Source organism: Corallococcus exiguus (assembly GCF_009909105.1).
Classification (GTDB): domain Bacteria; phylum Myxococcota; class Myxococcia; order Myxococcales; family Myxococcaceae; genus Corallococcus; species Corallococcus exiguus.
In genome coordinates this window covers 460,460-482,787 of the sequence record NZ_JAAAPK010000002.1, presented here as the reverse complement: position 1 = coordinate 482,787, position 22,328 = coordinate 460,460, and the positions used below count along the sequence as shown (strand labels likewise).

The 22,328-nt window shown below is 69.1% G+C and carries 12 protein-coding genes and 3 tRNA genes; 5 read left to right on the top strand and 10 right to left on the bottom strand.

The genetic code is table 11. The annotated features are described in order from the left end of the window. Window positions 1-3 precede the first annotated feature (3 nt). The 4 genes from GTZ93_RS08475 to GTZ93_RS08460 are packed head-to-tail and all read right to left on the bottom strand — an operon-like array spanning window position 4 to window position 4,356. A complete protein-coding gene (locus tag GTZ93_RS08475; RefSeq protein WP_139917792.1) occupies window positions 4-1,425 on the bottom strand; it encodes a glycosyltransferase family 2 protein in 1,422 nt (473 codons plus the stop codon). After that, a complete protein-coding gene (locus GTZ93_RS08470) occupies window positions 1,422-2,219 on the bottom strand; it encodes a glycosyltransferase family 2 protein (RefSeq protein WP_257979136.1) in 798 nt (265 codons plus the stop codon). Before GTZ93_RS08470 ends, GTZ93_RS08475 begins: the two co-directional genes overlap by 4 nt. 50 nt (window positions 2,220-2,269) lie before the next feature. Next, on the bottom strand, window positions 2,270-3,580 hold the full coding sequence (locus tag GTZ93_RS08465) for an ABC transporter ATP-binding protein (RefSeq protein WP_139917796.1): 1,311 nt from the start codon (window positions 3,578-3,580) through the stop codon (window positions 2,270-2,272). Beyond that, complete coding sequence (locus tag GTZ93_RS08460) at window positions 3,577-4,356, bottom strand: ABC transporter permease (RefSeq protein ID WP_121752067.1); 780 nt, start codon at window positions 4,354-4,356, stop codon at window positions 3,577-3,579. Before GTZ93_RS08460 ends, GTZ93_RS08465 begins: the two co-directional genes overlap by 4 nt. A gap of 289 nt (window positions 4,357-4,645) precedes the next feature. On the opposite strand from GTZ93_RS08460, the gene GTZ93_RS08455 reads away from it, so the two are divergent. Genes GTZ93_RS08455 through GTZ93_RS08435 form a run of 5 tightly spaced genes read left to right on the top strand, consistent with a single transcriptional unit; the run spans window position 4,646 to window position 18,682 of the window. Continuing rightward, window positions 4,646-6,238, top strand: coding sequence for an exonuclease/endonuclease/phosphatase family protein (locus GTZ93_RS08455; RefSeq protein ID WP_139917798.1), 1,593 nt, complete (start codon window positions 4,646-4,648; stop codon window positions 6,236-6,238). Continuing rightward, on the top strand, window positions 6,235-10,911 hold the full coding sequence (locus GTZ93_RS08450) for a DUF6603 domain-containing protein (protein ID WP_139917800.1): 4,677 nt from the start codon (window positions 6,235-6,237) through the stop codon (window positions 10,909-10,911). Before GTZ93_RS08455 ends, GTZ93_RS08450 begins: the two co-directional genes overlap by 4 nt. Window positions 10,912-10,920: 9 nt before the next feature. After that, the gene (locus tag GTZ93_RS08445; protein WP_139917801.1) at window positions 10,921-13,215 is read left to right on the top strand and encodes a hypothetical protein; all 2,295 of its coding nucleotides are present in this window, start codon (window positions 10,921-10,923) and stop codon (window positions 13,213-13,215) included. Between the two features lie 20 nt (window positions 13,216-13,235). Continuing rightward, the gene (locus GTZ93_RS08440; RefSeq protein WP_161662726.1) at window positions 13,236-16,940 is read left to right on the top strand and encodes a hypothetical protein; all 3,705 of its coding nucleotides are present in this window, start codon (window positions 13,236-13,238) and stop codon (window positions 16,938-16,940) included. Between the two features lie 11 nt (window positions 16,941-16,951). Further along, window positions 16,952-18,682 carry a hypothetical protein gene (locus GTZ93_RS08435; protein WP_139917805.1) on the top strand — a complete coding sequence of 577 codons (1,731 nt, stop codon included), beginning with the start codon at window positions 16,952-16,954 and terminating at the stop codon, window positions 18,680-18,682. A 127-nt stretch (window positions 18,683-18,809) separates the two neighbouring features. Here GTZ93_RS08435 and GTZ93_RS08430 read toward each other — a convergent pair. The 6 genes from GTZ93_RS08430 to GTZ93_RS08405 all read right to left on the bottom strand — a co-directional run bounded on the left by GTZ93_RS08430 (window position 18,810) and on the right by GTZ93_RS08405 (window position 22,293). Next, window positions 18,810-18,884 (bottom strand) — tRNA-Gly (locus GTZ93_RS08430). Window positions 18,885-18,914: 30 nt separating this feature from the next. Next, window positions 18,915-18,989: transfer RNA gene (locus GTZ93_RS08425), tRNA-Gly, on the bottom strand. Window positions 18,990-19,019: 30 nt separating this feature from the next. After that, window positions 19,020-19,094: transfer RNA gene (locus GTZ93_RS08420), tRNA-Gly, on the bottom strand. Window positions 19,095-19,179: 85 nt separating this feature from the next. Then, window positions 19,180-19,869: a CDP-diacylglycerol--glycerol-3-phosphate 3-phosphatidyltransferase gene (gene pgsA, locus GTZ93_RS08415; RefSeq protein WP_139917807.1), complete on the bottom strand. Its 690-nt coding sequence runs from the start codon at window positions 19,867-19,869 to the stop codon at window positions 19,180-19,182. 11 nt (window positions 19,870-19,880) lie between these two features. After that, a complete protein-coding gene (locus tag GTZ93_RS08410) occupies window positions 19,881-21,647 on the bottom strand; it encodes a tetratricopeptide repeat protein (RefSeq protein WP_139917809.1) in 1,767 nt (588 codons plus the stop codon). Continuing rightward, a complete protein-coding gene (locus GTZ93_RS08405; protein WP_139917811.1) occupies window positions 21,604-22,293 on the bottom strand; it encodes a transglycosylase SLT domain-containing protein in 690 nt (229 codons plus the stop codon). Before GTZ93_RS08405 ends, GTZ93_RS08410 begins: the two co-directional genes overlap by 44 nt. Window positions 22,294-22,328 lie beyond the last annotated feature (35 nt).

The following is a 22,328-nucleotide window of genomic DNA, read 5'->3' as shown; positions in this document are numbered from 1 at the left end:
GTCTCAGCGCCCGCTGCCGGATTTGAGCCGGTTCGCCAGGGCCTTGAGCGTGCCGTGGACCCAGGGGATGCCGTGGACGCGGGCATTCAGCATGTCCACCACCCGGTGGCGGAACTCCCGGGCCTGGAGCGTCTCTTCGCGGATCCGCGCCACGACATCCACCCAGGCATCCAGGGGGCGCACCAGCCAGGTCCCCGGAGCCACGGCGACGGCCGGCGGCTCGCGCGGCCCGCGTACCTCGCACGAGGCGATGCCGCCCAGGAACACCGGAGGAAACAGCGCCCCCAGCCGCGCGGGCAGGTCCCCGAGTCCCGACTCCATCGCCACCGGGAAGGGCCCGATGCGACTCCGGTCGATCACCATCGCGTGGACGAGCTCCGGGTGGATCACCAGGTGCTCCACCTCCAGCCGCTCACCCAGCGGGAACGGCACCTTCGCGCGTACATACGGCGGGGTCCCCGCACCGGACGCCCACTCGGTGCGGAACGCCCGCGCCAACGCCCAGGCCTCGCGGCCCGTCTGGAGCGCGCGCACCAACTCCAAGTAGTGCCGCGGGTACACCAGGCACCGAGCATCCACGAACGCCAGATACTGTCCCCGGGCCTCGCGCACGGCTTCCGCGTACAGAGCCCCCGAGGGCGCGCGCACGGTGCGAGCCTGGAACGACCCCAGCCTGCCGTAGCGCTCCAGCGCAGCCTCCGCGGCGGACAAGTCCACGCCCTCGGGCGCCGCGAGCAGCAGCTCCAGCGGCTGCTGCTCCTGACAGGCCAGCGCGAAGAGGGCCTCATCGAGTGCCGCGTCCCGAGTCCCCGGATCCACCGTGACGACGACGCTGAGCAGCCCCGCCACTGGCGCGCGCACGGGCCCATCCGGCACCGCGACGTAGAGCCCCTCCTCCACCTGCGTGGACGGCGACAGCTGGGCCAGCAACGCCCGCAGAGCCTGCGCGGTGTCCTCCGCCAGCGCCGTGCCCCCAGACGCGCACGGCACCACCTCACGATGCGCCACGCGGTAGCCGGCCTCGGACAGCAGCCGCAGCATCCGCTGTTCGGAGAGCCCCGCGCGCACCGGCGCCTCGCCCGTCAGCGCGCCCATCAGCGCCCGCGCCGAACCGGCGTTGCGCAGGCTGAACACCAACTCCGCCCCCGGTGCCTCGCGCCGCAGCGCCTCCAGCCCTTCCTCCAGCACCCGCTCGACCGCGTCGCCCTCCAGCACCACGAGCGTCGGAGCGGGTCCCTTGCCCCGCTTCCACTCCGGCCCGGGCAGCTCCCGCACGGAGCCGCCCCGAGCCCGCAGGGCCTCCGCCAGCGCTGGCGACGCGCCCACCAGGCACACCGACGCGCCCGCGTGCGCACGCGACAGCACCAGCTCCATCCACCGCGCGGACACGGCGGACGGAGGCGCCCCTTCGGATAGAGCGTTCACCAGCGCCTCCGAGCGAACTCCAGATGGTGCCTGAAGTCCGCGATGCCCGCGAGCCGCCGCCCGGGCTTGAGGATGTCGGGCGTCTGGAATGGCTCGCCGCCCAGCTGCGCGTACTCCCGCAGGCGGGCGTTCGTGAAGGCCGCGTCACCGTACTTCGCCCCGAGCAGGGCCGCGCTGCGGCGGACCATCCGCTCGCGCACCGGGCTCTCTTCCCGGGTGACGGTGTAGTGGTGCACCAGCGCGGAGGGCGCCACCCGGATGGACAGCCCGGAGGCCCTCGCCCGCCACGACAGGTCCACGTCCTCGCAGTACATGAAGAAGCGCTCGTCGAAGCCACCCACCGTCGCGTGCAGCTTCTTCGTCACCAGCAGCACGCAGCCGCTGCACCAGGGCGTCTCGCCCGTCGCAGGATGGTACGGCTTGGGGTGCTCGTCCGGGAACAACCGGGCCTCCACCAGCCCCGTGTCCGCCCGCTGATCCGCCACCCGCGCCAGCTCCCGCACGCAGTCCGGGTGCAGGAGTCCATCCGGGTTCACACAGACGTAGTACCGCGCCCCACCCGAGCCGAAGGCCTCCGTCATCAGCCGGTTGTGCGCGGCCCCGAAGCCCAGGTTCCTCCCGGCGTGCCGGTAGTCCGCTTTAGCGTCCAGCCGCGCCACCCGCGCGCGCAGCGTGTCGTCCGGCGAGTTGTCCATCCAGACGACCCGGAACGCGGGCGCACCCGGGACCTCGCGGTTCCACCGGAGCGACTCCCACAGTCGCTCCAGCTCCCGCTCCGGGTTCCGGTAAAGCACGATACCCAGCCAGATGCCCGGCCCTCCCCCATTCGCCGAAGCAGGGCCGCTCACGAGCCGACGTCTCGCACTGGCGCCACGCGAGCCGCGGCGCCCTCCACGATCCACCGGTGCGGAGGCCGCGTCAGGCCTCCGTCCCGCACGCTGGAGCGCACCTCGAAGGAGCACACCGCCTCGCGCTTCTCGAGCACCTGCCCCGCCCGGTCGCGCACCACCACCGTGAACGCATAGCGCCCCGCGGTGAGGCCCAGCCGGTCCACCACGAAGCGCACCGTCCCGCTGCCGGCCGCCGCCGCGCAGAAGGGCACGTCCTCCGCGAACGTGTCCGTGGCGTGCACCAGCACCCCGTCCGCCCGGGAGAGCTCCAGCCCCAGGCCCAGCTCCGGCGCGGGCGTGCGCGCGGTGTACGCCACGCTCAGCTCCAAGCCGTCCTCGGTGTCCACGAACTCCACCGCCGCGCCGTCCCGGCCCAGCAGCCGCACCGCGTCCACGGTGAGCGGAGACGGTTCGGCCTGGGGTGCCGCCAGCGATGGCAGCGCACCACCGTCCGACGCCAACGCGGGCGCCTCCATGGACATGCCGCGCTCTTCCGCCAGCGCCACCGCGCGGCGGTAGCTGCGGATGACGTCCGCGGGCGGACCGAACTCGCGGATGCGCCCGGCGTCGATCCACGCGCCCAGGTCGCACCAGCGCTCCAGCGTCCCCAGGTCGTGGGTGACGATGACGATGGTCTTCCCGGCCCGCTTGAACTCCGTCATCTTCGCCAGGCTCTTCTTGCCGAAGTGCTCGTCACCGACGGCGAGGATCTCGTCGATGATGAGGATGTCCGGATCCACGTGCGTGGCCACGGAGAACGCCAGGCGCATGTACATGCCGCTGGAGTAGGTGCGCACCGGCTCGTCGATGAAGTCGCCCAGCTCGCTGAAGGAGATGATCTCCTCCATGCGCGCCTTCACCTCCGCGCGCGACATCCCCAGGATGATGCCGTTGATGAGGATGTTCTCCCGGCCAGAGAAGTCCGGGTGGAAGCCCGCGCCCAGGTCCAACAGCGCGCTGATGCGCCCGTTGATGTCGATGGTGCCCGTGGTCGGCGTGTAGATGCCGGAGATGAGCTTGAGCAGCGTGCTCTTGCCGGAGCCGTTGCGCCCGATGATGCCCACCGTCTTGCCGCGGGGCACCACCAGGTCAATGCCCCGGAGCGCTTCGATCATGGACTTGCCGTCCGTGTCGCGCTGGCCACGCAGGAGGCGGATGAGCTCCGACTTGATGGTGGTGTACTCGCGCCGGATGGTGCTCTTCCGGAAGCTCTTCACCACGTTGCGGAGCACGATGGCGTCCGGAGACGCGATGGCGCTGGTCATATGAACTCCGCGAAGTCCTCGCGACGGCGCTCGAAGATGCCGGCCGCGATCCACAACAGCGCCAGGGAGATGCCCATCCACATCAGGAGCGGGCCGGGCTGCGGCAGCTGGTGTTCGTAGAAGATGGACTGGTACGACGTCACCATCACCGCCATGGGGTTGAGCAGGACGATAGGCCCCCGGGCCACCTCCGGCAGCGAGTCCACCCGGTAGAACACCGGCGTGACGAAGAACCACATCGTCAGCAGGTTGGCGATGATCTGCTGCAGGTCCCGGAACGTCACGTTGAGCGCGGACACGATGTAGACCAGCGCCACCGTCATGCACAGCTGGGTGAGCAGCACCACCGGGAACGCCACCACGTGCCAGCTGGGCACGTAGCCCAGCAGCAGCCCCAGCGCGACCATCAGCGGCAGGGACAGCACGTAGTTGCACAGGTTGGTCACCACCACCGTGGCCGGCAGCACCTGCGCGGGGAAGCGCACCTTGGTGAGCAGGTCGCGCCGATCACTGATGGCGCTGGCCCCCGTCCCCAGCGACGTGGAGAACCAGATCCACGGGAGCAGACCGATGAAGACGAAGAACGTGTAGCCGGGGATCTTCTGCCGCATGTAGACGGTGAAGAGCAGCGAGTAGACGCCCATCTGGAGCATCGGGTTGAGGAACGTCCAGAAGAAGCCGAGCACCGAGTTCCGGTACCGCGCCTTCAGCTCGCGCTGGGTCAGGCTGAGCAGGAGGCCCCGGTACTGGTAGAGCTCACGGAGGTTGCGAAGCATGCGGCGCCATCCATACCTCATGCCGCCAGAAGGTGGGAGGTGAAGGGGGCCCCAGCCTCCGCGCGCAAGCCCGTCTGGTCGGCCGACGTCGTACGCTCCGTCTCGTCCCACCCTATCCCACCCGAAAGCGTCCACGACGCGCGCGGCCGAGCTCCAAGCCCCCTCGGACAGCTGGGGTGAGCAGGACCTGGAACGCGGACGCCGGAGCCGCTCCGCTTGAGCCGTCGAGCGTGCCCACGCTAGATTGTCCGCTCCGCCGGACATCGCGCACGAACACTCGATCAAGGCCATGCCCACGCTCCGCGTCCTGTCCTGGAACCTGCGCACGTTCGCGCTGTACGAGGAGTCGGGCGACGACCTCCTGTCCATGGCGAAGGTCCTCCAGCGCAGTGGGGCGGACATCGTCGCGCTGCAGGAGATCCAGATCGGCAAGAGCGTACCCAATCGAATCGGCGCGAAGCTGTCCTTTGCCTCTCACATGCAGGTCGCCAGGCTCGCGGAGCTGCTTGGCGCCCTGGACCGGGACGCCGGCTGGCGTTGGACACTGTCGGGAGCGAGCAAGGGGTACGGCCGCGCGATGCGCGACGGTTATGCCTATCTGTGGAAACAAGCCGCGGCGAACGGGCAGATGAGCATCGACCTGCTGTCTCCTCCAGAGATCCTCGACATCGACTGCGGAGCGTGGTCCAGCCGTCGCCCTGCCCTCGCGACCTTCCTGCTCAGCAGTGGTAAAACATGGCTGCCCCTCAACGTGATTTCGTATCACGCGCGGCTTCCTGACGGCAGGACCAAGTCCAGCACCGACGAGGTGAAGGGCGTCGAACAACTGGCCAGGCTTCCTGAAGTCGGCGGCGGTGTCTGGCGAAGGGATGGCCGCACCCTACCGACCTACTGGCCAGACTTCGCCCCGCTCCCCACCCTTGATACAATTGTGTTGGGTGACTTCAATTGCAAGATGGACGCCCCGGTGGCTGACGCAGCCTACAAAAGCCTGCTCACCCACTACACCGCGTGTGTCAGTTGGCCCGGGACGCCGACACGAGCAGCGCGGACGGTCACGACCATGTACGGCCGCGACCGCGATGGCGCTCCCGAACAGCGCAGTGCCTACGACAACATCTTCGTCCTGAATTCACACGCCAACGGCTTCGTGGCGAAGTGTCAATACTCCGCTCCGGCGCCAGGCGCCCCGCCTACCTCCGACGCGATCGACATCATCGAGGACGAGCTCCAAGCGCTGGGGCCGCATGTCGTGAATGCGGATCGCGGTGCATGGCGTCAGTGGGTCTTCAATCGCGTCTATGCCACACAAAAAGGCGGCTCCGGTCTGAGCGATCACCTGCCCGTGTGGGCGGACATCACCCTTCAATTTCCAGACGCCACATCCGCGCCACGGCCGGTGCTGACCTCCAACGAGGATGGGAATTCCTTGTTCCATGCGGTGGAGGGTCTGTCGTTCGGCGACAGTCCTCATTTCACCTCAAAAGCCGCGGAGCTGCGGAAGCAGGTGGTCAAGGAGCTCAAGGGTTACGAGCAGGACAAGCGCTTTCCGTCGAGCGCTATCCAGCAGTGGGTATTCGCCGCGATGCAGCTCCGCCTGAGAGACTCCGTCGAAGCCATCCATCTTGGCCCCACCGTCGACACGACCCAGAACCTCTTCCTGGATGCAGGATTTCGCAGCGCATACACAAGATATCTTCGCCTGCTCAATCAGGGAGCCATGGTCCTGCCGGAAGCAGGGCTGGTGGCCTTTGTTCTCAAGGCCAACCTCAACGTGTGGAGCGTCGGCGCCGCGACGCCGACTGCCTACTCCTTTGGCGGGACCACTCCCCAGGCGGTCAACATCTACGCCAACAACCGTCAGTTCTGGTGGTGCAGATGACGGTGGACGTCGCAAGTCTCACCCAGGCGCTGAACGCCGCGCGGAACCCGAGCGACGGGGGGCTTGCCTTCACCGGCACGCTCGCCGGTTCGAGCGAGCTGGCAACGCTGCTCGGGCAATACTTCGACGGCGGCGTGGTCGCCCTTGCCTCCGCGACCGTGTCTCCCAGCGCCGACGGCAAGAGCGTGCTCGTCGGCGGCGTGGGCGCGTTCCAGCAGCTCCAGGGCTGCGGGTTCGCCATGACCTTGACGCCCGACGACACCGGAATCTCCCTGGTCCTCGACGTCACGCCAGGTGGCGCCTGGACGCTGGACCAGGTGTTCGCGCCGGGGGCGGCGCGCTTTCCGATCATCGCCTCGTCAGCCCTTCGCGGGTTGAGCACGGCGAACCTGCGGTTCGTGATTGCGTCGGGCCCGTACGTCGACCCGGTGACCCGTGTCGCGCTGCCACGCGGCCTGAGCCTCGTCGGTCCCTTCGACATGGCCGCCAGCCTTCCGTTGTTGCAGCCGTTCGTCGACCCGAAGGCCGCTCCAGTGCTGTACGGCGCCGTGACGGACCTGACGCTGCCCCTGTTCGAGCTGTCCACCAGCCCATTCCCCGTCTCGTTCGGCAAGGTCACGCTCGCGGACGTGTCGTGCCGATTCGCCACGGAGCAGGTCCAATACGAAGACGCCCCCGGTGACGATGACGACGACGATGCTCCATCGGCATCCGGAGCCCCGCCGGCCCCCGTATCGGGCGTCACTCCGCTGATGTCGCTGAAGGCAACGCTGTCATTGCCGAACAGCGCGACAGGTCAGCTGGTCGCCAACCTCCCCACCGCCGACTCCCGTCTGCTCTCGTGCGACGTCACCTTCGCCAACGTCACACTGGACGCGTTGTCCGCGCTCGAGGATTTCTTCCCCGTGGACCCGCTGTCCGCGCTGCCGTCGGAGCTTGGCTCCCAGGTTCACGCCGTCGCCCAGGACATCTCGCTGACCCGGCTCGCGTTCAGCGTTGATCCGCAGGCCGGGGCGATTCAGCGGGCGACCGCGACGCTCTCGGTGGACCTCAAGGGGTTCAAGCCGTTCCAGACCTTCAGCGCCATCGCGATCGAGGAACTCGAGCTCACGTTCACACGCACGGACGGCACGCCCTCGCTCTCTTTCGGCGCTACCGCATCCCTTGAGCACCCCTGTCCGCTGCGGGTCACCGCGCAGTCGTCGGCTGACGACAGCTTCGTCTTCACCGTCACCAGCGACACGGACCAGGCCATGCCGCTGTCGACCCTCCTCCCGGATTTCCTGCCGGGACTCAGCTACCTGCCGGAGGTCCAGGTCGACGCGTTCTCGATCGACGTCGCGCCGGCACAGCAGCAGTACGGCTTCGTCGCCAGCCTCGAGGGTTCGTCGAGCGCCCTGCCGAACGTCACGATCCGGACCATCGAGGCCCGATACGACGGACAGGCGACCCCGTCGATCTCGGCGACGATTGGCGGCACGTTCACGCTGGGTTCGCCGGTGGGCGGCACCGCCGATCCGGATCCCGACGCGGCGCCCGCGCTGGCGTGCGAGATCGTCGTGAGCCGGCTCGCTGATGGGGACGGCTGGGTCCTGGATGGGCAGACCGATCCCGGCACCCGCCTTCCGATCCGACAGCTGGTGGAGGGACTGGCGAAGGCCTTCGTGGCTGGCACTGGCGTACCCGTCACTGTCCCGGGAGCGCTCGCCGACGTGACCTTGGATGCCGTGCAGGTGCACGTCGACACGCACTCCGGCAATGCGTCATTCGCCTGCTCGCTGGAAACCACTGTGGAGTCCGAGCCGATCAAGCTGTTGCTGTCGATCGACCTGACGAAGAAGGACGCGGAATACACCTACGCGTTCGGCGGAACGCTGCAGGTGGGGCCGCTGCGCTTCACACTGGGATTCGACAAGGACCCGGCGGCGACGAGCTTCATCGCCAGCTACAGCCAGCAACCGGGAGCCCCGTCCCATATCAGCCTGCAAAGGCTGATTGCCGCGGTGTCACCCGCCCTGGCGGCGGACGTGCCGGCGGACATCGACATCGACCTGGAAGACGCCAAGCTGGTCTTCGCCCGAAAGACGGGGGACACCGACGCGGGCGCGTCGTTCGCCTTCGGGCTCGACCTGAAGATGACCGTGGGGCTGTCCGACCTGCCGGTCGTGGGCCACATGCTGCCGCCGGACCTCGATCTGTCCATCGACGGATTGCAGGTGACGTACTGCTCCTCGGCCTTGAGCGCCGCGCAGGTCGCGGCGCTCAACCCCCAGCTGCCCTCCGGCGTCACGCCGTTCCCGTCGGGAGACCTGCCGGCGGGCGTCAGCGTCAGCGCGGACGTGCGTTGCGGCGACGCGGTGCACCCCGTGCGGTTGGGCCTCTCCGACCCGAGCGACGGCGGCCGGCAGGCGACGGCGCGCGTCAGGGCCGCTTCCTCCTCCGCGGCGCCCGCCGGGGCTTCGGGCGGGACCACGAAGTGGTTCGATCTCCAGAAGACGCTCGGCCCGATCTCACTCCGGCGGATCGGTCTGCAGTACTCGGGCGGCAGCCTGTTCTTCCTACTCGACGCGGCGCTCTCCTTCGGCCCGCTGACGCTCGGGCTCGACGGGCTCGGGCTCGGGTCGCCCCTGGCGTCCTTCGAGCCGGAGGTCCAACTCGACGGTCTCTCGGTGGCCTTCGACGCGGGGCCGGTCGCGATCGACGGCGCGCTGCTCCGCGTCGATACGAAGCGCGCAGGCGTCACCCACGAATACGCCGGGGCGGTGACGATCGAGGTGCCGCCCTACCTGATCAGCGGCGTGGCGGGCTACGCGGAGACGGGCGGCAGCCCCTCCTTGTTCATCTTCGCGCAGGTCGTTGGCGCGCTCGGCGGGCCACCGCCGTTCTTCGTCGTCGGGCTGATGGGCGGCTTTGGCTACAACTCACGGCTGCTTCTGCCCGCCGTCGACGCGGTGGATCAATTCCCGTTCGTGGCGGGGCTCGTGGATCCCATGGTGCTCGGGTCGGCGTCCGCGCCGCTCGACGTGCTCGACGCCCTCGACGGCACTGGCGGGAAGGCGGCCGTGCTCACCCCCTCGGCGGGGGATGGCTGGATCGCGGCGGGCGTGATGTTCCGGTCGTTCGAGCTGATCCTGGGACGGGCCCTGGTGGTGGTGACGTTCGGCCACGGCTTCGAGGTGGCGCTGTTGGGGCTGGCCAGCGCGAGCCTGCCGCAGGGCGCATCGCCGGACTCGGCCTATGCATACGCGGAGCTGCAGCTCGAGGCGACGCTCGACGTCGACGGCGGTACGTTCAGCGTGCTCGCCTCGCTGACGCCGAACTCGTTCCTCCTCACGCGCGCCCTGCGACTCACCGGCGGCTTCGGTTTTTGTCTGTGGTTCGGCAAGAGCCAGTATGCCGGTGACTTCGTGCTGGCGATCGGCGGCTACCACCCGGCGTTCACCATCCCGGACTGGTACCCGCGGCCGGCACGGGTCGGCTACAACTGGTCGGTCAGCAGCGCCGTCGTGGTCAAGGGCGGGTCGTACTTCGCGCTGACGCCCACCGCGATCATGGCGGGCGGCAGCCTCGAGGTGCTCTTCCATGCCGGCGACCTGCGGGCGTGGTTCACCGCCTATGCCGACATCATGATCCGCTGGAAGCCGTTCTTCTTCCAGGCGGACATCGGCGTCGGCATCGGCGCCTCGTATCGGCTGAACCTGGGCTTCACCAGCGTCACCCTCTCGGTGGAACTGGACGCGACGTTGACGCTCTGGGGACCGCCGACCGGCGGGACGGTCCACATCGATCTGGCGATCTGCTCCTTCAACATCTCCTTCGGTGCGGATCCGCCGGACAGCTCCGCCCTGCGGCTCGACTGGTCACGGATGAAGACGCTGCTGCCGACCGCCACGGGTCAGGCGGCGCCTACGGCCGCCCAAGCGGACTCGCGCGAGCCGGCGATCCTGACCCGCGAGATCGGTCGTGGGCTCATCCGCCGCGACGGCGACATCTGGATCGTCCGCGCCGACGAGCTGATGTTCACCACCCACTCCGCGGTGCCGGCCAGTTGCCTGCAGTATTCCTACACGGTGCCAGGTTCGTCGGAGAGCACCGCGAACAAGACCTTCCCGCGGCCGTCGTCCGCTCCTGCGTCGATCAACATCCGCCCGATGGGTCTGGCCGGCGTGACGGCGACGCATACGGTCAGGCTGAGCTCGCCGGAAGGAGACTGCGACCTGTCGAACTGGGCGCCGACGGTCGTCACGTGCAGCCTGCCGGAAGCACTCTGGGGAGCACCGCTGGCTGCCGGCGCCGCGCCGTTGCCGACCGCGGTGATGATCCCCGATCTGCCGACCGGCGTCTCGTTCACCGCGCCGCGCTCGGGGCTCTCCGGTGACATGGCGGGCCCCGTCGAACCGGCGACGCTCGTCACCGAGCTCGGCACTGGCGCGCTGCCCCTGGACGTCTCCACCCAGCGGCCGTCGACGCCAGCGCCCACGGCGGACCCAGGGGTGTTGGCGGCGATCCGCAAGGCGGTGGATGACGACGTCCGCACGGCGCAACAGGCGCTCGTCGCGGCTCTTGCCAGCCTGAACGCGGCCCCCCCGACGTCGGATCCCCTGTCGTTGTTCGCGGCGCAGGCCGACGTCCTGCTCACTGACACTCCCCTTACCGCCGCCTCCATTGGGTGAGCCCGCGACATGAGCGATCCGTTCGATACCCCGCTCGGGCAGATGTTGTTCGTGGACGCATACCTGCCAGGGGTCCAGGCCGGTCAGTACACCCTGAAGATCGACCACACGCTGGACGCGCCCGACACGGCGATTGAGTCGGTGTCGCAGACCCTCATCGTGGACGGACCGCGCTTCACCCTGGATCCGGCGGACCTCCACGCCCGATTCCCGCCCAAGGGCTCGACCAGCCAGTACGCGGAGGTGTTGCCGCACCTCGTCCTCGGCAAGCGACTGCTGCCGTGGGAGCGCCTTGTCTCCTCGTTCGACAGGACGGTCCCCTGGGTGGCCTTGCTCGTCTTCGACGAAGGCGAGCTCGTGGCCGAGGGTCCCCCAGGCGATGCCACGGCGGCGGAGACCGCCAACTACGCCAGCACGACCACCGTCGGCGCGCTCCTTCAGATGGGCTCAGCCGACACGCGAATCCCCGTGCTGACCGCCACCGATGAAGAACAGGTGCTCGCCTGCCGGGTGATCACGATGTCGAACGCGACGTTCGCCGCCATCGTGCCAACGGCGCGTGAGCTGCCGTACCTGGCGCACTCGCGACAGGTCGACGTCAGCAACAAGAAGCTGCTGGACCTGCTCGATCACGACTGGTTCTCCGTCGTCGTGGCCAACCGCTTTCCGCGGCCCGGTACGCCGACGCGAGGCGCGAAGGCCATCGTCCACCTCGTGTCGCTGGAGGGCTTCGGAGATCTGTTGAGCGGCGACACCCCCGTCCAACCGCGAGAATCGCGGGTGAAGATGGTCTCGCTCTGCAGTTGGACGTTCTCGTGCCTGCCCGACCCATCCCAACGGTTCAGCGGGCTGGCCAGGAACCTCGCCTTCGCTGGCGCCACGCGGCGCGATCCCGCCGCGCTCACGCTCCGGCTGCCGGTGCCGCCCGCCAGCGACGGCGCCGATGCCGCCGTCATGACCGCGCGGCAGCGGCTGTCCGACGGCTATGTCGCGCTCGGCTACCACGCCCCGACGGGAGAAGACGCGTTCGCCTGGTATCGGGGACCGCTCGTGCCGAACCTCCCGGCCGCCGGCGCCCGCGCACCGATGCCGAGCGCCTCCGCCGGCGCCATCTTCGATCCGACCCGCGGCGTTTTCGATCACAGCCTGTCAGCCGCCTGGCAGTGCGGCCGCGGCCTGGCGCTGTCCAGCGAGACCTTCGCCGTGGCCCTGTCGCGGATGCGTCAGCGCGCACGCAACACCGTCAGCCGCATGGTGCACCAGGACACGTCCACGCCAGTCGCCCCGAGCGCGCACGCGCACTCACCGCTGGCCACGTTGTTCGCGTCGACCGCGCTCGACGGGTTCGGGAGCGTTCCGGGCGGGGCCGCGCCACCGGCACCGCGACGGCGCGCGCCTTCGAGCGGATCGCCGGCCAACGCCATGCAGGCGATGCTGGCGCGGCCCGACGCGCTCGCGACGATCGCGGCGAATCTCAGCGACGATCCCGATGCTCCGACGGTCTCGGCCTGGCTGGGTGACCGCCGCCTGCTCGTCGGCGTGCCCTTCGCGCACCTCGTGCCGGACTTCCGCATGTTGCCACCGGAGTCCATCCGCTTCTTCTTCGTCGATACCCGCTGGATCGACGCGATGATCGACGGCGCGCTCTCCATCGGTCTCAGCACGAGCCACGAGTCGGCCCTGCAGGGGGCGCTCACCACCGAGCTCGAGCGGATGGCCCATGCTTCCGCCCTGGCCGCGAGGGCCACGCGACTGCGGCGGCCCGCGCCGACGGCATTCGCCGACACCACGACCGGCCTGCTCGTGCGCTCGTCGCTCGTCGTCGGCTGGCCCGGCGTTGGCGTCAAGGGCATGGCGGCCGGCACGGAGGTTCCGCTGCTCCGGCTCGATCATCTGGCGCCCGATGTGCTCATCGCGGTGTTCAATGGCATCCCGGACACCGTCATCCTCTCGGAGCCCTGCGAAGGACTGGAGTTCGGGGTGGACGACGAAGGTCAGATCCAGCCGCGAGGGGTCGTTGACGGGGTCGCGAAGGAGCACCAGGACAAGCCGGTGTCGATCTATGACCCGCAGCACCCCGGCGTCGACACGCCGACGCTGCGGTCCGGCGGCCGGCGCGTCCTCAACCTCCGCGCGTCGCACGGCGATGATCTGGTGAACAGGCTCGAACAGGCGCTGAGCGCGATAGGGTACCCCGTCACCGTGGGGCCGGCTCAGTTCGCGTTGCAGATGGTCAAGGGACCGGAGGAGATCGTGTTCGCGCTGCGCCCACCGCAGGTTGTTCCCGCACCGGAGCGGCCATGAACGCCCCCGGGCCGCTGCTCGTGCCCACCGACGTCCAGGCGATGGTCGTCAACAACCCTGGCATGCGCTTCGTGCGCGCGGGCATGCGCTACTCGAACCTGGCACCCGGCGAGGATCCCTCGCCGCCTCCGCTGGGCGACGATGCCGGAGGCACCTTCGCCAGCCGAATGGACTCCCAGCAGCACTACGTCAACCACGGCGCCTACGTGATGTGGACGCTGCCGAAAGGCTTGCGACACGGCACCCACGACGGGAAGTCGATCGATTTCCGCAAGGTGCCCAATCGCTGGCTGGTCGTGCGTGCGTTCCGCGCGAAGACAGCCGACCCGGCGGCACCTCCAGCCATCACCGCGTGGATCGTCGAAAGCGACTTCCTTGGCCCGGAGGGCACGTCGCCGTACATCCATCCCGTCACCAGGATGCCCACGTCGATTGGCCGTCGCATCCACCTGGATGCGGCGACGCCGTGGCAGGAGCCCGCCCCACAGGAGGATTACTTCCTGACAGCGGTGGCCGAGAGCAACCCGGCGTTCGCGACGCACCAGCCGTTCAACGCGGACGTGTTCTCGATCTTCGACCCGCTGTCGAAGGACGCCATGGCCGATGGCACCCTCAGCTACTTCGTCACCGGTTGGTACTCACAGCCTGCGTGGGACATCCTGACGCCGGGACGCGCGGTTCCGCCTCTCACCAGGGACGACGTTCGCGCCACGGCGCCAGATGACGGGCGGCCGGACTTCCTCGCCGCGCTGAAGGCGCTCAAGTGGAGCGTCAGCGCGATGACGGACAAGACTGGACCGAGCACCTGCGCGTCGCTGTATCACGGCGCCGTGTTCGGCGTTCCATGGCCGGGCACGGCGCCGCCTGTCTCGCGACAGGACACGCTCCGGCCGACCGTCGCCCTCGGCAACACCAGCATCGACGGCATGGTCGCGTTCGCGCGTGCCGCGATATCGGCGATGACGACGCCCCCGCAGGGCCTGACCGCGGACGCGGCGGCCGACCTGCTGGAGGCATTCCAGTACGGTGTGCTGCCGATGCTGCAACACCCCGGCGCGGAGGCGATGGTCGAACAGACGATTCGCAGCCGCTGGTTCGCGTCCACGCCGGGGGGCACCACGTGGACGATCGTCGACGCCGAGTCGACGCCCGATGGCGCGGCGCGCGTGCGGCAGAGCGCGGAAGCACGGGCCGCGGAGGCAGCCTGGCTCCAGGGCCTGAACGAGACGCAGACGCAGCTCGACGAGGCCACGCGGACGCTGCGCCATCTCCAGCAGCAGCTGTTCGACATGGCCTTCAAGAAGACGCTCGATGATCAGTCCGACGGATTGTCGGATCCCTGGGGGACGACGCCGGTTCAGTTCGCTCCGGCCATCCAGGGCCTCGCCCGAAGCGTGAAGGAGCAGCTGGACCGGATCGCCGCGCTCAGTCCGCTCGTGCCGGATGCCACCTCGACGAAGTCGAGCGTGGACGCGATCGCGGCGTTCGCCGCCGGCAAGCTGCCCGCGTCGCGAGTCCTCAAGGCGAGCGCGAACCCGCGCTTCTGGTCGGCGGTCGACCCGGTCGTGGTGCTGTCGAACACCGGGCCCACGGAGATGCCCGCGCCCGAGCTCCTGCCGTGCCGCTGGCCCTCCGAGGTCGTCACCCAGGCCGTCGCCGGAAGCGCGGCCACCGGCGGGACGTTCGCCGCGGACGCCGCGTCGCTGCTGGCGGCGGTCACCGCGCCGCCGTGGACGAACCTTCCCGCCATGGCGCCCGCCCTCTTCGCCGAGTTCCTCCTGCTCGATCCCGGCAACCTCGGGTGGGCCGCGAAGGCGATGGGCCAGGCACGACCGTCCGTCTCGGACGCGCCACCGCCGCCAACGGTCATGGGCGCCGGTGTCGCCCCGGCCCTGTCACCGCCCTTCCCGTGGAGGCAACCGTGGCGGCCGATGTACCTGGACTGGGAGGTGCAATGGGTCCCCATCCCGCTGATGCAGGATGACGGCAAGACGTCGAACTGGGCCTTCGACGGTCTCGACTACCAACTCGTCAACCCGAAGCCGACGACGCGGCAGTCGCGGACGTACACCGGACGGTCGATCCTCACCTCTCGGCCAGCCACCGAGCTCCGGACACGCATCGCGCAGTTCGTCAGCGACTACCCGGACAGCCCGGCGACGGCGTCGCTGCGGGCGCTCGACAACCTGTTCGACGGTCTCGACTCGTGGCAGCTGATGTCCCAGCGGCTCAGCGGGCTTCAGGCCCAGCTCGAGGGCCGCTCCGCGATGGCCACCGCCCATTCGGTCAACCAGCCCCTGCAAGACAGTCCGGAGACGATTGGCGCGCTCGTGGGCGACGAGGCCCGGCATCCGCCGAATCCACAACGGTCCGATCCGGATGAGGACACGTTTCCGCCGCCGTCGAGCTTCGAGGGCATGCGGGCCGGCCAGCTTGCACTCCAGCAGCTCACGCTGATCGACGCCTTCGGCCAGGCGTGCGACGTCGTCGTGCCGTCGTCGACAGCGGATGCGCTGCCTCGGTTCGCGTATCCGCTGCCGGGCCAGGTCGACGTGCAGGTGTTCGCGCCCGTGCTGTCGGACGGGCTCACGCCCGCGGTGCCACTCGACGGTTCGTCGCGCTTCGCCCAGTTGCCGCCGCGACTGCTGCAGCCCGCCAGGCTGAACATGGAGCTGGTGTGCGGCGACCGCGCCACGGCCATCGTCGGCTGGCTCCTGCCCAATCACCTGGACGGAGCGCTGACCGCGTACTCGGCGGAAGGCATCGCCTATGGCGAGCTGCGGGCGGCGATGGACTCCAGCCGCGCGGAGTGGCTGCCGGCACCGGGCTCTCCGTTGCCGGTACTGCCCGCAGACCCCGAGCAGACGCAGGATGACTTCATCCAGGTCCTGGTCACGTTGAAGCAGCGTGGCGGAGCCGTGCTGGCGGAGTTCCTCAGGGGCGTGGACGAAACGCTCTGGTCCATCGATCCAATGGGCGCGCGCGGTGACGCGTACCTCTCGGTGCTCCTCGGCCGGCCGCTGGCCCTGGTGGAGACGCGGCTCTCACTGGAGCTGGAGACCGAGGTCGTGCGCGATCTCGACTGGCCATACACCTTCGAGAAGACACCGCCGGACCCGGCCCTGCTGGGCTACCGCTTTCCGGTACGCCTGGGTGATCTCGGCTATCAGGAGGACGGCCTCGTCGGGTACTTCGACAAGGGCGTCTACACGACCTTCAATGCCATCCACGTCCCTGCGTCGGGGAACGGCGAGCCGGAGCCCGCCGGCTACCTGAAGCAGATGGGCCCGGACACCTCCGTGAAGCTGTCGTTCGCGGCCAAGGGCGCAGGGACGCCAGCGTCACTTATGATGCTGATCGATCCACGGGGGAGCGTTCACGCGCAATGCGGGATCCTGCCGGTCAAGGAACTCGCGTTGCCTCGTGGCTGGGTGGATGCCGCGCTCGCGGGCATGTCCGCGACGTTCCGGGTCGGTCCGGCCCTGGTCCACGAGCAATCCGTGCTGCCCGATGGGGCCACGGTTCCCGTGTCGGGCCTGCAGTTGCCGAAGCCCGCCGAACGCCGGGGCCGCTGGCAATGGCTCGAGCAGGACTCGCGGCAGCAATGGCAGCAGCGTCCGCTCGCGCCGACGGACGCGTCGGCGCCGGTGGTGACGACCGCACCGACCCTGCGGGAAGGACAGCTGCAACTGAGCGGCATCTCACTGACCGACGATTCGCAATAGGAGAGGTTTCGATGCCAGGTGACCCCACGCTGCCACCGCCGCTGTTGACGTATGGTCTGGAAGTGGATCCAGCGACGATTCACGTCAGCACGGACCCGGCGACCCCGACGCTGGCGTCGTTGACGTTCGCCGTCAACGCGCCGCCGCGACAGGTCATCCAGGTCGGGAAGATCGCGATCCATGTGCCGGTCGACAGTTCAAAGCCCGAGGCATGGAACCTGAGCGCGTCGCCGTTGACCAGGGATTGCGCGACCCTCACGTCGACTGGCACGGACACGTGGACCCCGGCCCTGACCAACGGCTGGTTCGTCTTCACACCCGACGGCGGTCCCGTCGAAATATCCGACCAATCACTGCGCATCACGATCGCCAAGATTCCCGTGAACGTCGTGGTTGGCACCGCGAAGATCGTGCTCAAGGAGTGGGCTGCCGCGGGTCGAGGCTCGGAGGTCCCCGAGCAGCCGACCGGCGGCAGGTCCTGGGATGCGGTCAAGTTCCCGAGCCAGTTCTTCTTCTCCAATCTGGCCGCGGACCGGGTGAAGGTCCGGGTCGGAGAGGGGGTCACGCTCACCTGGGCGGGATCCGCCGACGCCCTCTACAGCGTCGCCACCGACAACGGCAGCCCTGTTCGGGTCGAAGCAGGTCCGTGGACCTCGCCGCCCCTCATGGGGAACACCACCTTCACGGTCTACGCGACCTACACCGACCCTACGACGCAGGCCTCGGCGACGCGCACGCTCCAGATTCCCATCCAGGTGACCCTGCCCGAGATGCTGGAGTTCACATGCGACCCGGTCGAGCTCGACTACGCGACGCCGACCACGGTGACGTGGCGGACTCGCGATGCCGATGGCATCTACATCGAGGTCAACGGTGTCCGCACGAGACATGAGCCAGGCAACGGTTCGGCTTCGCTGGTGCTCTCCCATGGCGGCACCCATCTCGTGGCGTACGCTTTCGCGAACGCGAACGCCGCGACGCACGAGCTCCATTCCTCGGTGCACGAGCTCGACAGTGCGATACCGGGCTTCATCCCGCTCAACATCATCGATTTCTCGGCGTCGCCGGCGAGCGTCGATGTCCACCATCCGACCACGTTCCTGAATGTGGACGTCGCGCACGTGCAGTCCGTGTCCGTGCAGGGCGCAGGCGTCGACTTCAGCCTGGCGGGGCCGACGGTCAAGGCACGGCTCCCGATAACGCCAGGTGCCAGGGATCTCCCCGACACCGGCATCCCTGGCATCGACCTGCCCCCACCCGCCACCCTGGCTTCGCCCTACGTCCTGAAGGCGACCTGGGTGGACGGCACGGTCACGCAAAAGACGTTCGACGTGACGGTGCAGCTGGTGCAGTTCGGCGACGTCACCGCCACGATCGCCCCCGCGTCGAACGGGCAGGACATCGTCGTGACGGTTTCGGTCGTCGCCACGTACGTGGCCAGGGTGTGGGTGGAGTTCCAGGCCTTGTTCTGCAATGGCCCCGTCTTCAACCAGTCGTCCGCCAAGGTGGGCACCAGGTCCGCGAGCATGTTCTGCACGAACGTGCCAGGCACCACGACGTGGCAGGCCTCTGAGACCTTCTCTTCCGCGGACATCACGCCCTTGAGTGCGTACCCCGCGGCCGCATGGCTCACCGCCGCGTCCAACTCCGGCGTCTCGGTGCAGCACCGAGCCGAAGGCGAGAACACCGCCACCCGCGTGACGGTCTGCGCCATCAAGGGCCCGTTCCAGATGTGGCCCTAGCCGCGGCCGGAGGGCGCCAACCGGACGCACGAGGCGATGGAAGCCCGCCCGGCCGCCCTCACGCCCCTTCGTGGAAGGCCGGTGGGGAAAAGAAAAAGGCCCCCTGGTTTCCCAGAGGGCCTTTGATTGGAGCGGGAAAAGGGATTTGAACCCTCGACCCTCGCCTTGGCAAGGCGATGCTCTACCGCTGAGCTATTCCCGCATCAGGGACTGCAGTGCTGCGTGCTTCGTTTGGAGCGGGAAAAGGGATTTGAACCCTCGACCCTCGCCTTGGCAAGGCGATGCTCTACCGCTGAGCTATTCCCGCATCAGGGACTGCAGTGCTGCGTGCTTCGTTTGGAGCGGGAAAAGGGATTTGAACCCTCGACCCTCGCCTTGGCAAGGCGATGCTCTACCGCTGAGCTATTCCCGCATCAGGTAACGCTGTGTTGCTTGCCACCCGCCGGTCGGTGCAGCGCCGGAGGTGGGGTGCGATATACAGAGGCCTCCCGGACACGTCAAACACTTTTCGCATCCGGATCCGTGCTGCCCCGGCGGGCGAGCATGTTGAGGAACGCGCGGAAGTAGACGACCGCGCTCCACACGGAGAACGCACCCGACAGGTACACCAGCACCTTGCCCACCTGGTTGTAGTCCACGGTGACGACGCGGAAGCCCATGTCGAGCGGGTGCACGTAGTGGACGCACAGGGAGATGATCCCCACCAGCTGGAGGGAGGTCTTCCACTTCCCCTCCTGCCCCGCGGCGATGACCATGCCTTCACTGGCGGCGATGGTGCGCAGGCCGGTGACGATGAACTCGCGGGCCAGCAGCACGATGACGACCCAGGCGGCGATGCGACCCAGGCGCACCATCATCACCAGGGCGGCCATGGCGATGAGCTTGTCCGCCAGCGGATCCATGAACTTGCCGACGACGGTGATGAGGTTCCAGCGGCGCGCCAGGTAGCCGTCAATCACGTCGGTGATGGCGGCCACGGCGAACACCAGGCCGGCCAGCAGCGAGTGCAGGGGGTCCGCGTCGTAGGTGAGCCAGACGAACACGGGGATGAGGAGGATGCGCCCCAGCGTCAGCATGTTGGGCAGGTTCCAGAACTCCTGCACCAGGATGCTGGGACGGCGGGACGCGCGGCGGCGGGCCCGCTCCTCGCGCTTGCGCTGCTTCCTGAGGGCTCGCTCGGTGGCCATGAGCGCGCGTTCTACCGGACCCCGAGTGCGATGAGGGCAAATCCTTCACCGCCCAGCTCCACCGCCGCCTTCAGTGTCTCCCCGGCAGCGGATGTCACGAGCGGCACCACGCGGGGCGTGAGGTTGCCCACCCAGCCCACCAGGTGCGTGAGGGGCACCGTCACCGGCTGGTCCATGGCCACCGGCACCGAGCGCAGCGGGCCCGTCAGGCTGAGCAGCACCCGCCCCTGCCCGCGCAGGTGCACCAGGTCCAGGTCCTGGGCCAGGTCCGACGGCACGCGGCCGTTCTCGAAGACGACGGGCTCCTCGAAGGCGAAGACGCACGCGTCGCGCAGGTAGACGGACTCGTCGTCCAGGGAGACGGCCACCCACTGCCGCCCGGACACGGGCTCCAGGTGCAGCGTCCCCTGCCCCCGGGCGCGCACCATGGACTGGTCGCCCTCGCCAAAGGGCTTGTCCGTGGCCCGGCCCCGGAAGCGCTTCATCTCCGGCTCGAAGGTGACCTGCCCGCGCACGGCGATCAGCCCCTCCAGGCGCGTGAGCAGCTCGCCCTCCACCGCGAGCGCCATCGCGGACGCACCTTGGGTGAAGGGCTGGCCCTCCACCGCGCCCGGCAGCGCCACCGAGGGCACCCACGCGGTGAGCACCGGCGGACTCGCGCCCGTTCCGGCCTCAGGCGACGAAGGCGGCTCGGCGGAGTGGGTCACCTGGAGCGACCCGATGGACCGGGTCAGCTGGATCGGCTCGGCAGGCCGGGTCGCCGGGGGCGGCTCGCTCGTGGCCAGCGCGGCGAAGGTCTCCGCGAAGGCGTCGCCGGGCTCCGACTCCAGGTCGGACGCGAGGACGGGCGGCTCCTCGGAGACCTCGATCTCCTCCGACACCGGCGTGGGGGGCAGCTCGTCGGCGACCTCGACGTCGTCACCGGAGGTGTCCGCGTCCGTGGTGGCGGCGAGCTCCGCGTCTTCGTCAAAGAGGCTCTCGCCCGCGGCCAGGCTGGGGTCCTCGTCCTCCTGGACCTGGGTCGCGGCTCCCGAGGTGAAGGCGTGGTCATCCGTGGGAGCGGGAGGGCCCTCGTCCTCCGCGAAGCGCATGTCGTCGTCCGGAGGCTTCGCGGCGACCTGGGGCGGCGGCGCGGCGGCGGCGCGAGGACTGCGCGGCGCCTCATCCAGACCGAACTGGGCCCCCCAGTCACTCTCGCCGGAGGCGGACGCAGGCGGCGCGGCGGTCTCCTCCTCCTCCTCCTCCTGGCGCGGACGGGCCGGCATGGGGGCGGCGGGAGGACGGCTGTAGACCTCCCCCGCGATGGCGCGCGACATCTTCTCCGCCATGGCGTCGCTGCCGGAGAGGAGGAAGTGCTCGCGCGCGCGGCCGTACTCGCCCATCTGGGCGAAGGTCAGACCCAGGTAGTTGTGGGCCTTCTTGTGGTCCGGGGCCAGGTCGGTGGCGGTCTCGAACTCGCGCGCCGCGCGCTGGAGCGCGTTCGTCTTCAGGTAGACGAGCCCCAGGTTCACGCGCAGCGTCGGGTCCACCGGGTTGTCCCGCACGAGCATCTCGTACAGGTCGGCGGCGCGGTCGAAGAGGCCCAGCTTGAAATACGTCAGGCCCAGGAGGTTCTGGGCCTTCTCGTGGCGAGGCTGGAGCTGGTGCGCACGCTCCAGGAAGTCCTTCGCTTCGGTGACCTTGCCGGCGCCCAGCAGCTCGCTCCCGCGATGGAGCTGCTGCAGGAACTCCTCGTCATCGGGGCCCGGCGGCTTCGTCCCCTTCGTGCGCGTCGTCATTCTCGGGTGTGGGCTCACGGCTGCTGGCCTCGGCCTGGGCGAGCCGCTCGCGCTCCTTGTAGTGTTGGTAGAGCTGGAGGACCTTGCGCACGTAATCCTGCGTCTCGGCGTACGGCGGCACCTGGCCTCCGTACTTCTTCACCGCGTCCGGCCCAGCGTTGTACGCGGCGACCATCTTCACCATGTCGCCGTCGAACATGTTGGCCAGCACGCGCAGGTAGCGCACGCCGCCCTCGATGTTGTCCTTCGAGTCGAAGATGTCCTTCACGTACATGTCCGACGCGGTGCCCGGCATGAGCTGCATCAGCCCGCTGGCGCCCTTGTGGCTGAGCGCGTTCGGGTTGAAGTTGCTCTCCGTGTGCATGATGGCGCGCACCAGCGCCGGCGGGATGCGGTAGCGCAGCGCCGCGTTGGTGATGTGCGGATCCAACTCCGTGGGCGTCCGCGAACGGCCCCGCACGGGAGCGGACTTGGCCGGCGCGGGCGTGAAGGTCCCCGACAGCTTGCGGGCCTTGCGCGCGCCTCCAGGCGGCACGTTCGTGTAGACGATGGTGCCGTCCTTCTCCACGTAGCTGTAGATGCCGTCCGAGGCAGCGGCCGGCAGGGCGGCGGTCAACAGGACGACGAGGGCGGGCAGGACACGCATGGCGGCGGTGCGAAACCTTAGACAACGCCCGGAAA

Bases quoted from the DNA above. Each gene is read 5' to 3' on its own strand.
- GTZ93_RS08405 (WP_139917811.1), bottom strand. From the start codon at position 22,293: ATGCGTGTCCTGCCCGCCCTCGTCGTCCTGTTGACCGCCGCCCTGCCG.
- pgsA (WP_139917807.1), bottom strand. From the start codon at position 19,869: ATGGCCACCGAGCGAGCCCTCAGGAAGCAGCGCAAGCGCGAGGAGCGG.
- GTZ93_RS08435 (WP_139917805.1), top strand. From the start codon at position 16,952: ATGCCAGGTGACCCCACGCTGCCACCGCCGCTGTTGACGTATGGTCTG.
- GTZ93_RS08410 (WP_139917809.1), bottom strand. From the start codon at position 21,647: ATGACGACGCGCACGAAGGGGACGAAGCCGCCGGGCCCCGATGACGAG.
- GTZ93_RS08450 (WP_139917800.1), top strand. From the start codon at position 6,235: ATGACGGTGGACGTCGCAAGTCTCACCCAGGCGCTGAACGCCGCGCGG.
- GTZ93_RS08445 (WP_139917801.1), top strand. From the start codon at position 10,921: ATGAGCGATCCGTTCGATACCCCGCTCGGGCAGATGTTGTTCGTGGAC.
- GTZ93_RS08460 (WP_121752067.1), bottom strand. From the start codon at position 4,356: ATGCTTCGCAACCTCCGTGAGCTCTACCAGTACCGGGGCCTCCTGCTC.
- GTZ93_RS08465 (WP_139917796.1), bottom strand. From the start codon at position 3,580: ATGACCAGCGCCATCGCGTCTCCGGACGCCATCGTGCTCCGCAACGTG.
- GTZ93_RS08455 (WP_139917798.1), top strand. From the start codon at position 4,646: ATGCCCACGCTCCGCGTCCTGTCCTGGAACCTGCGCACGTTCGCGCTG.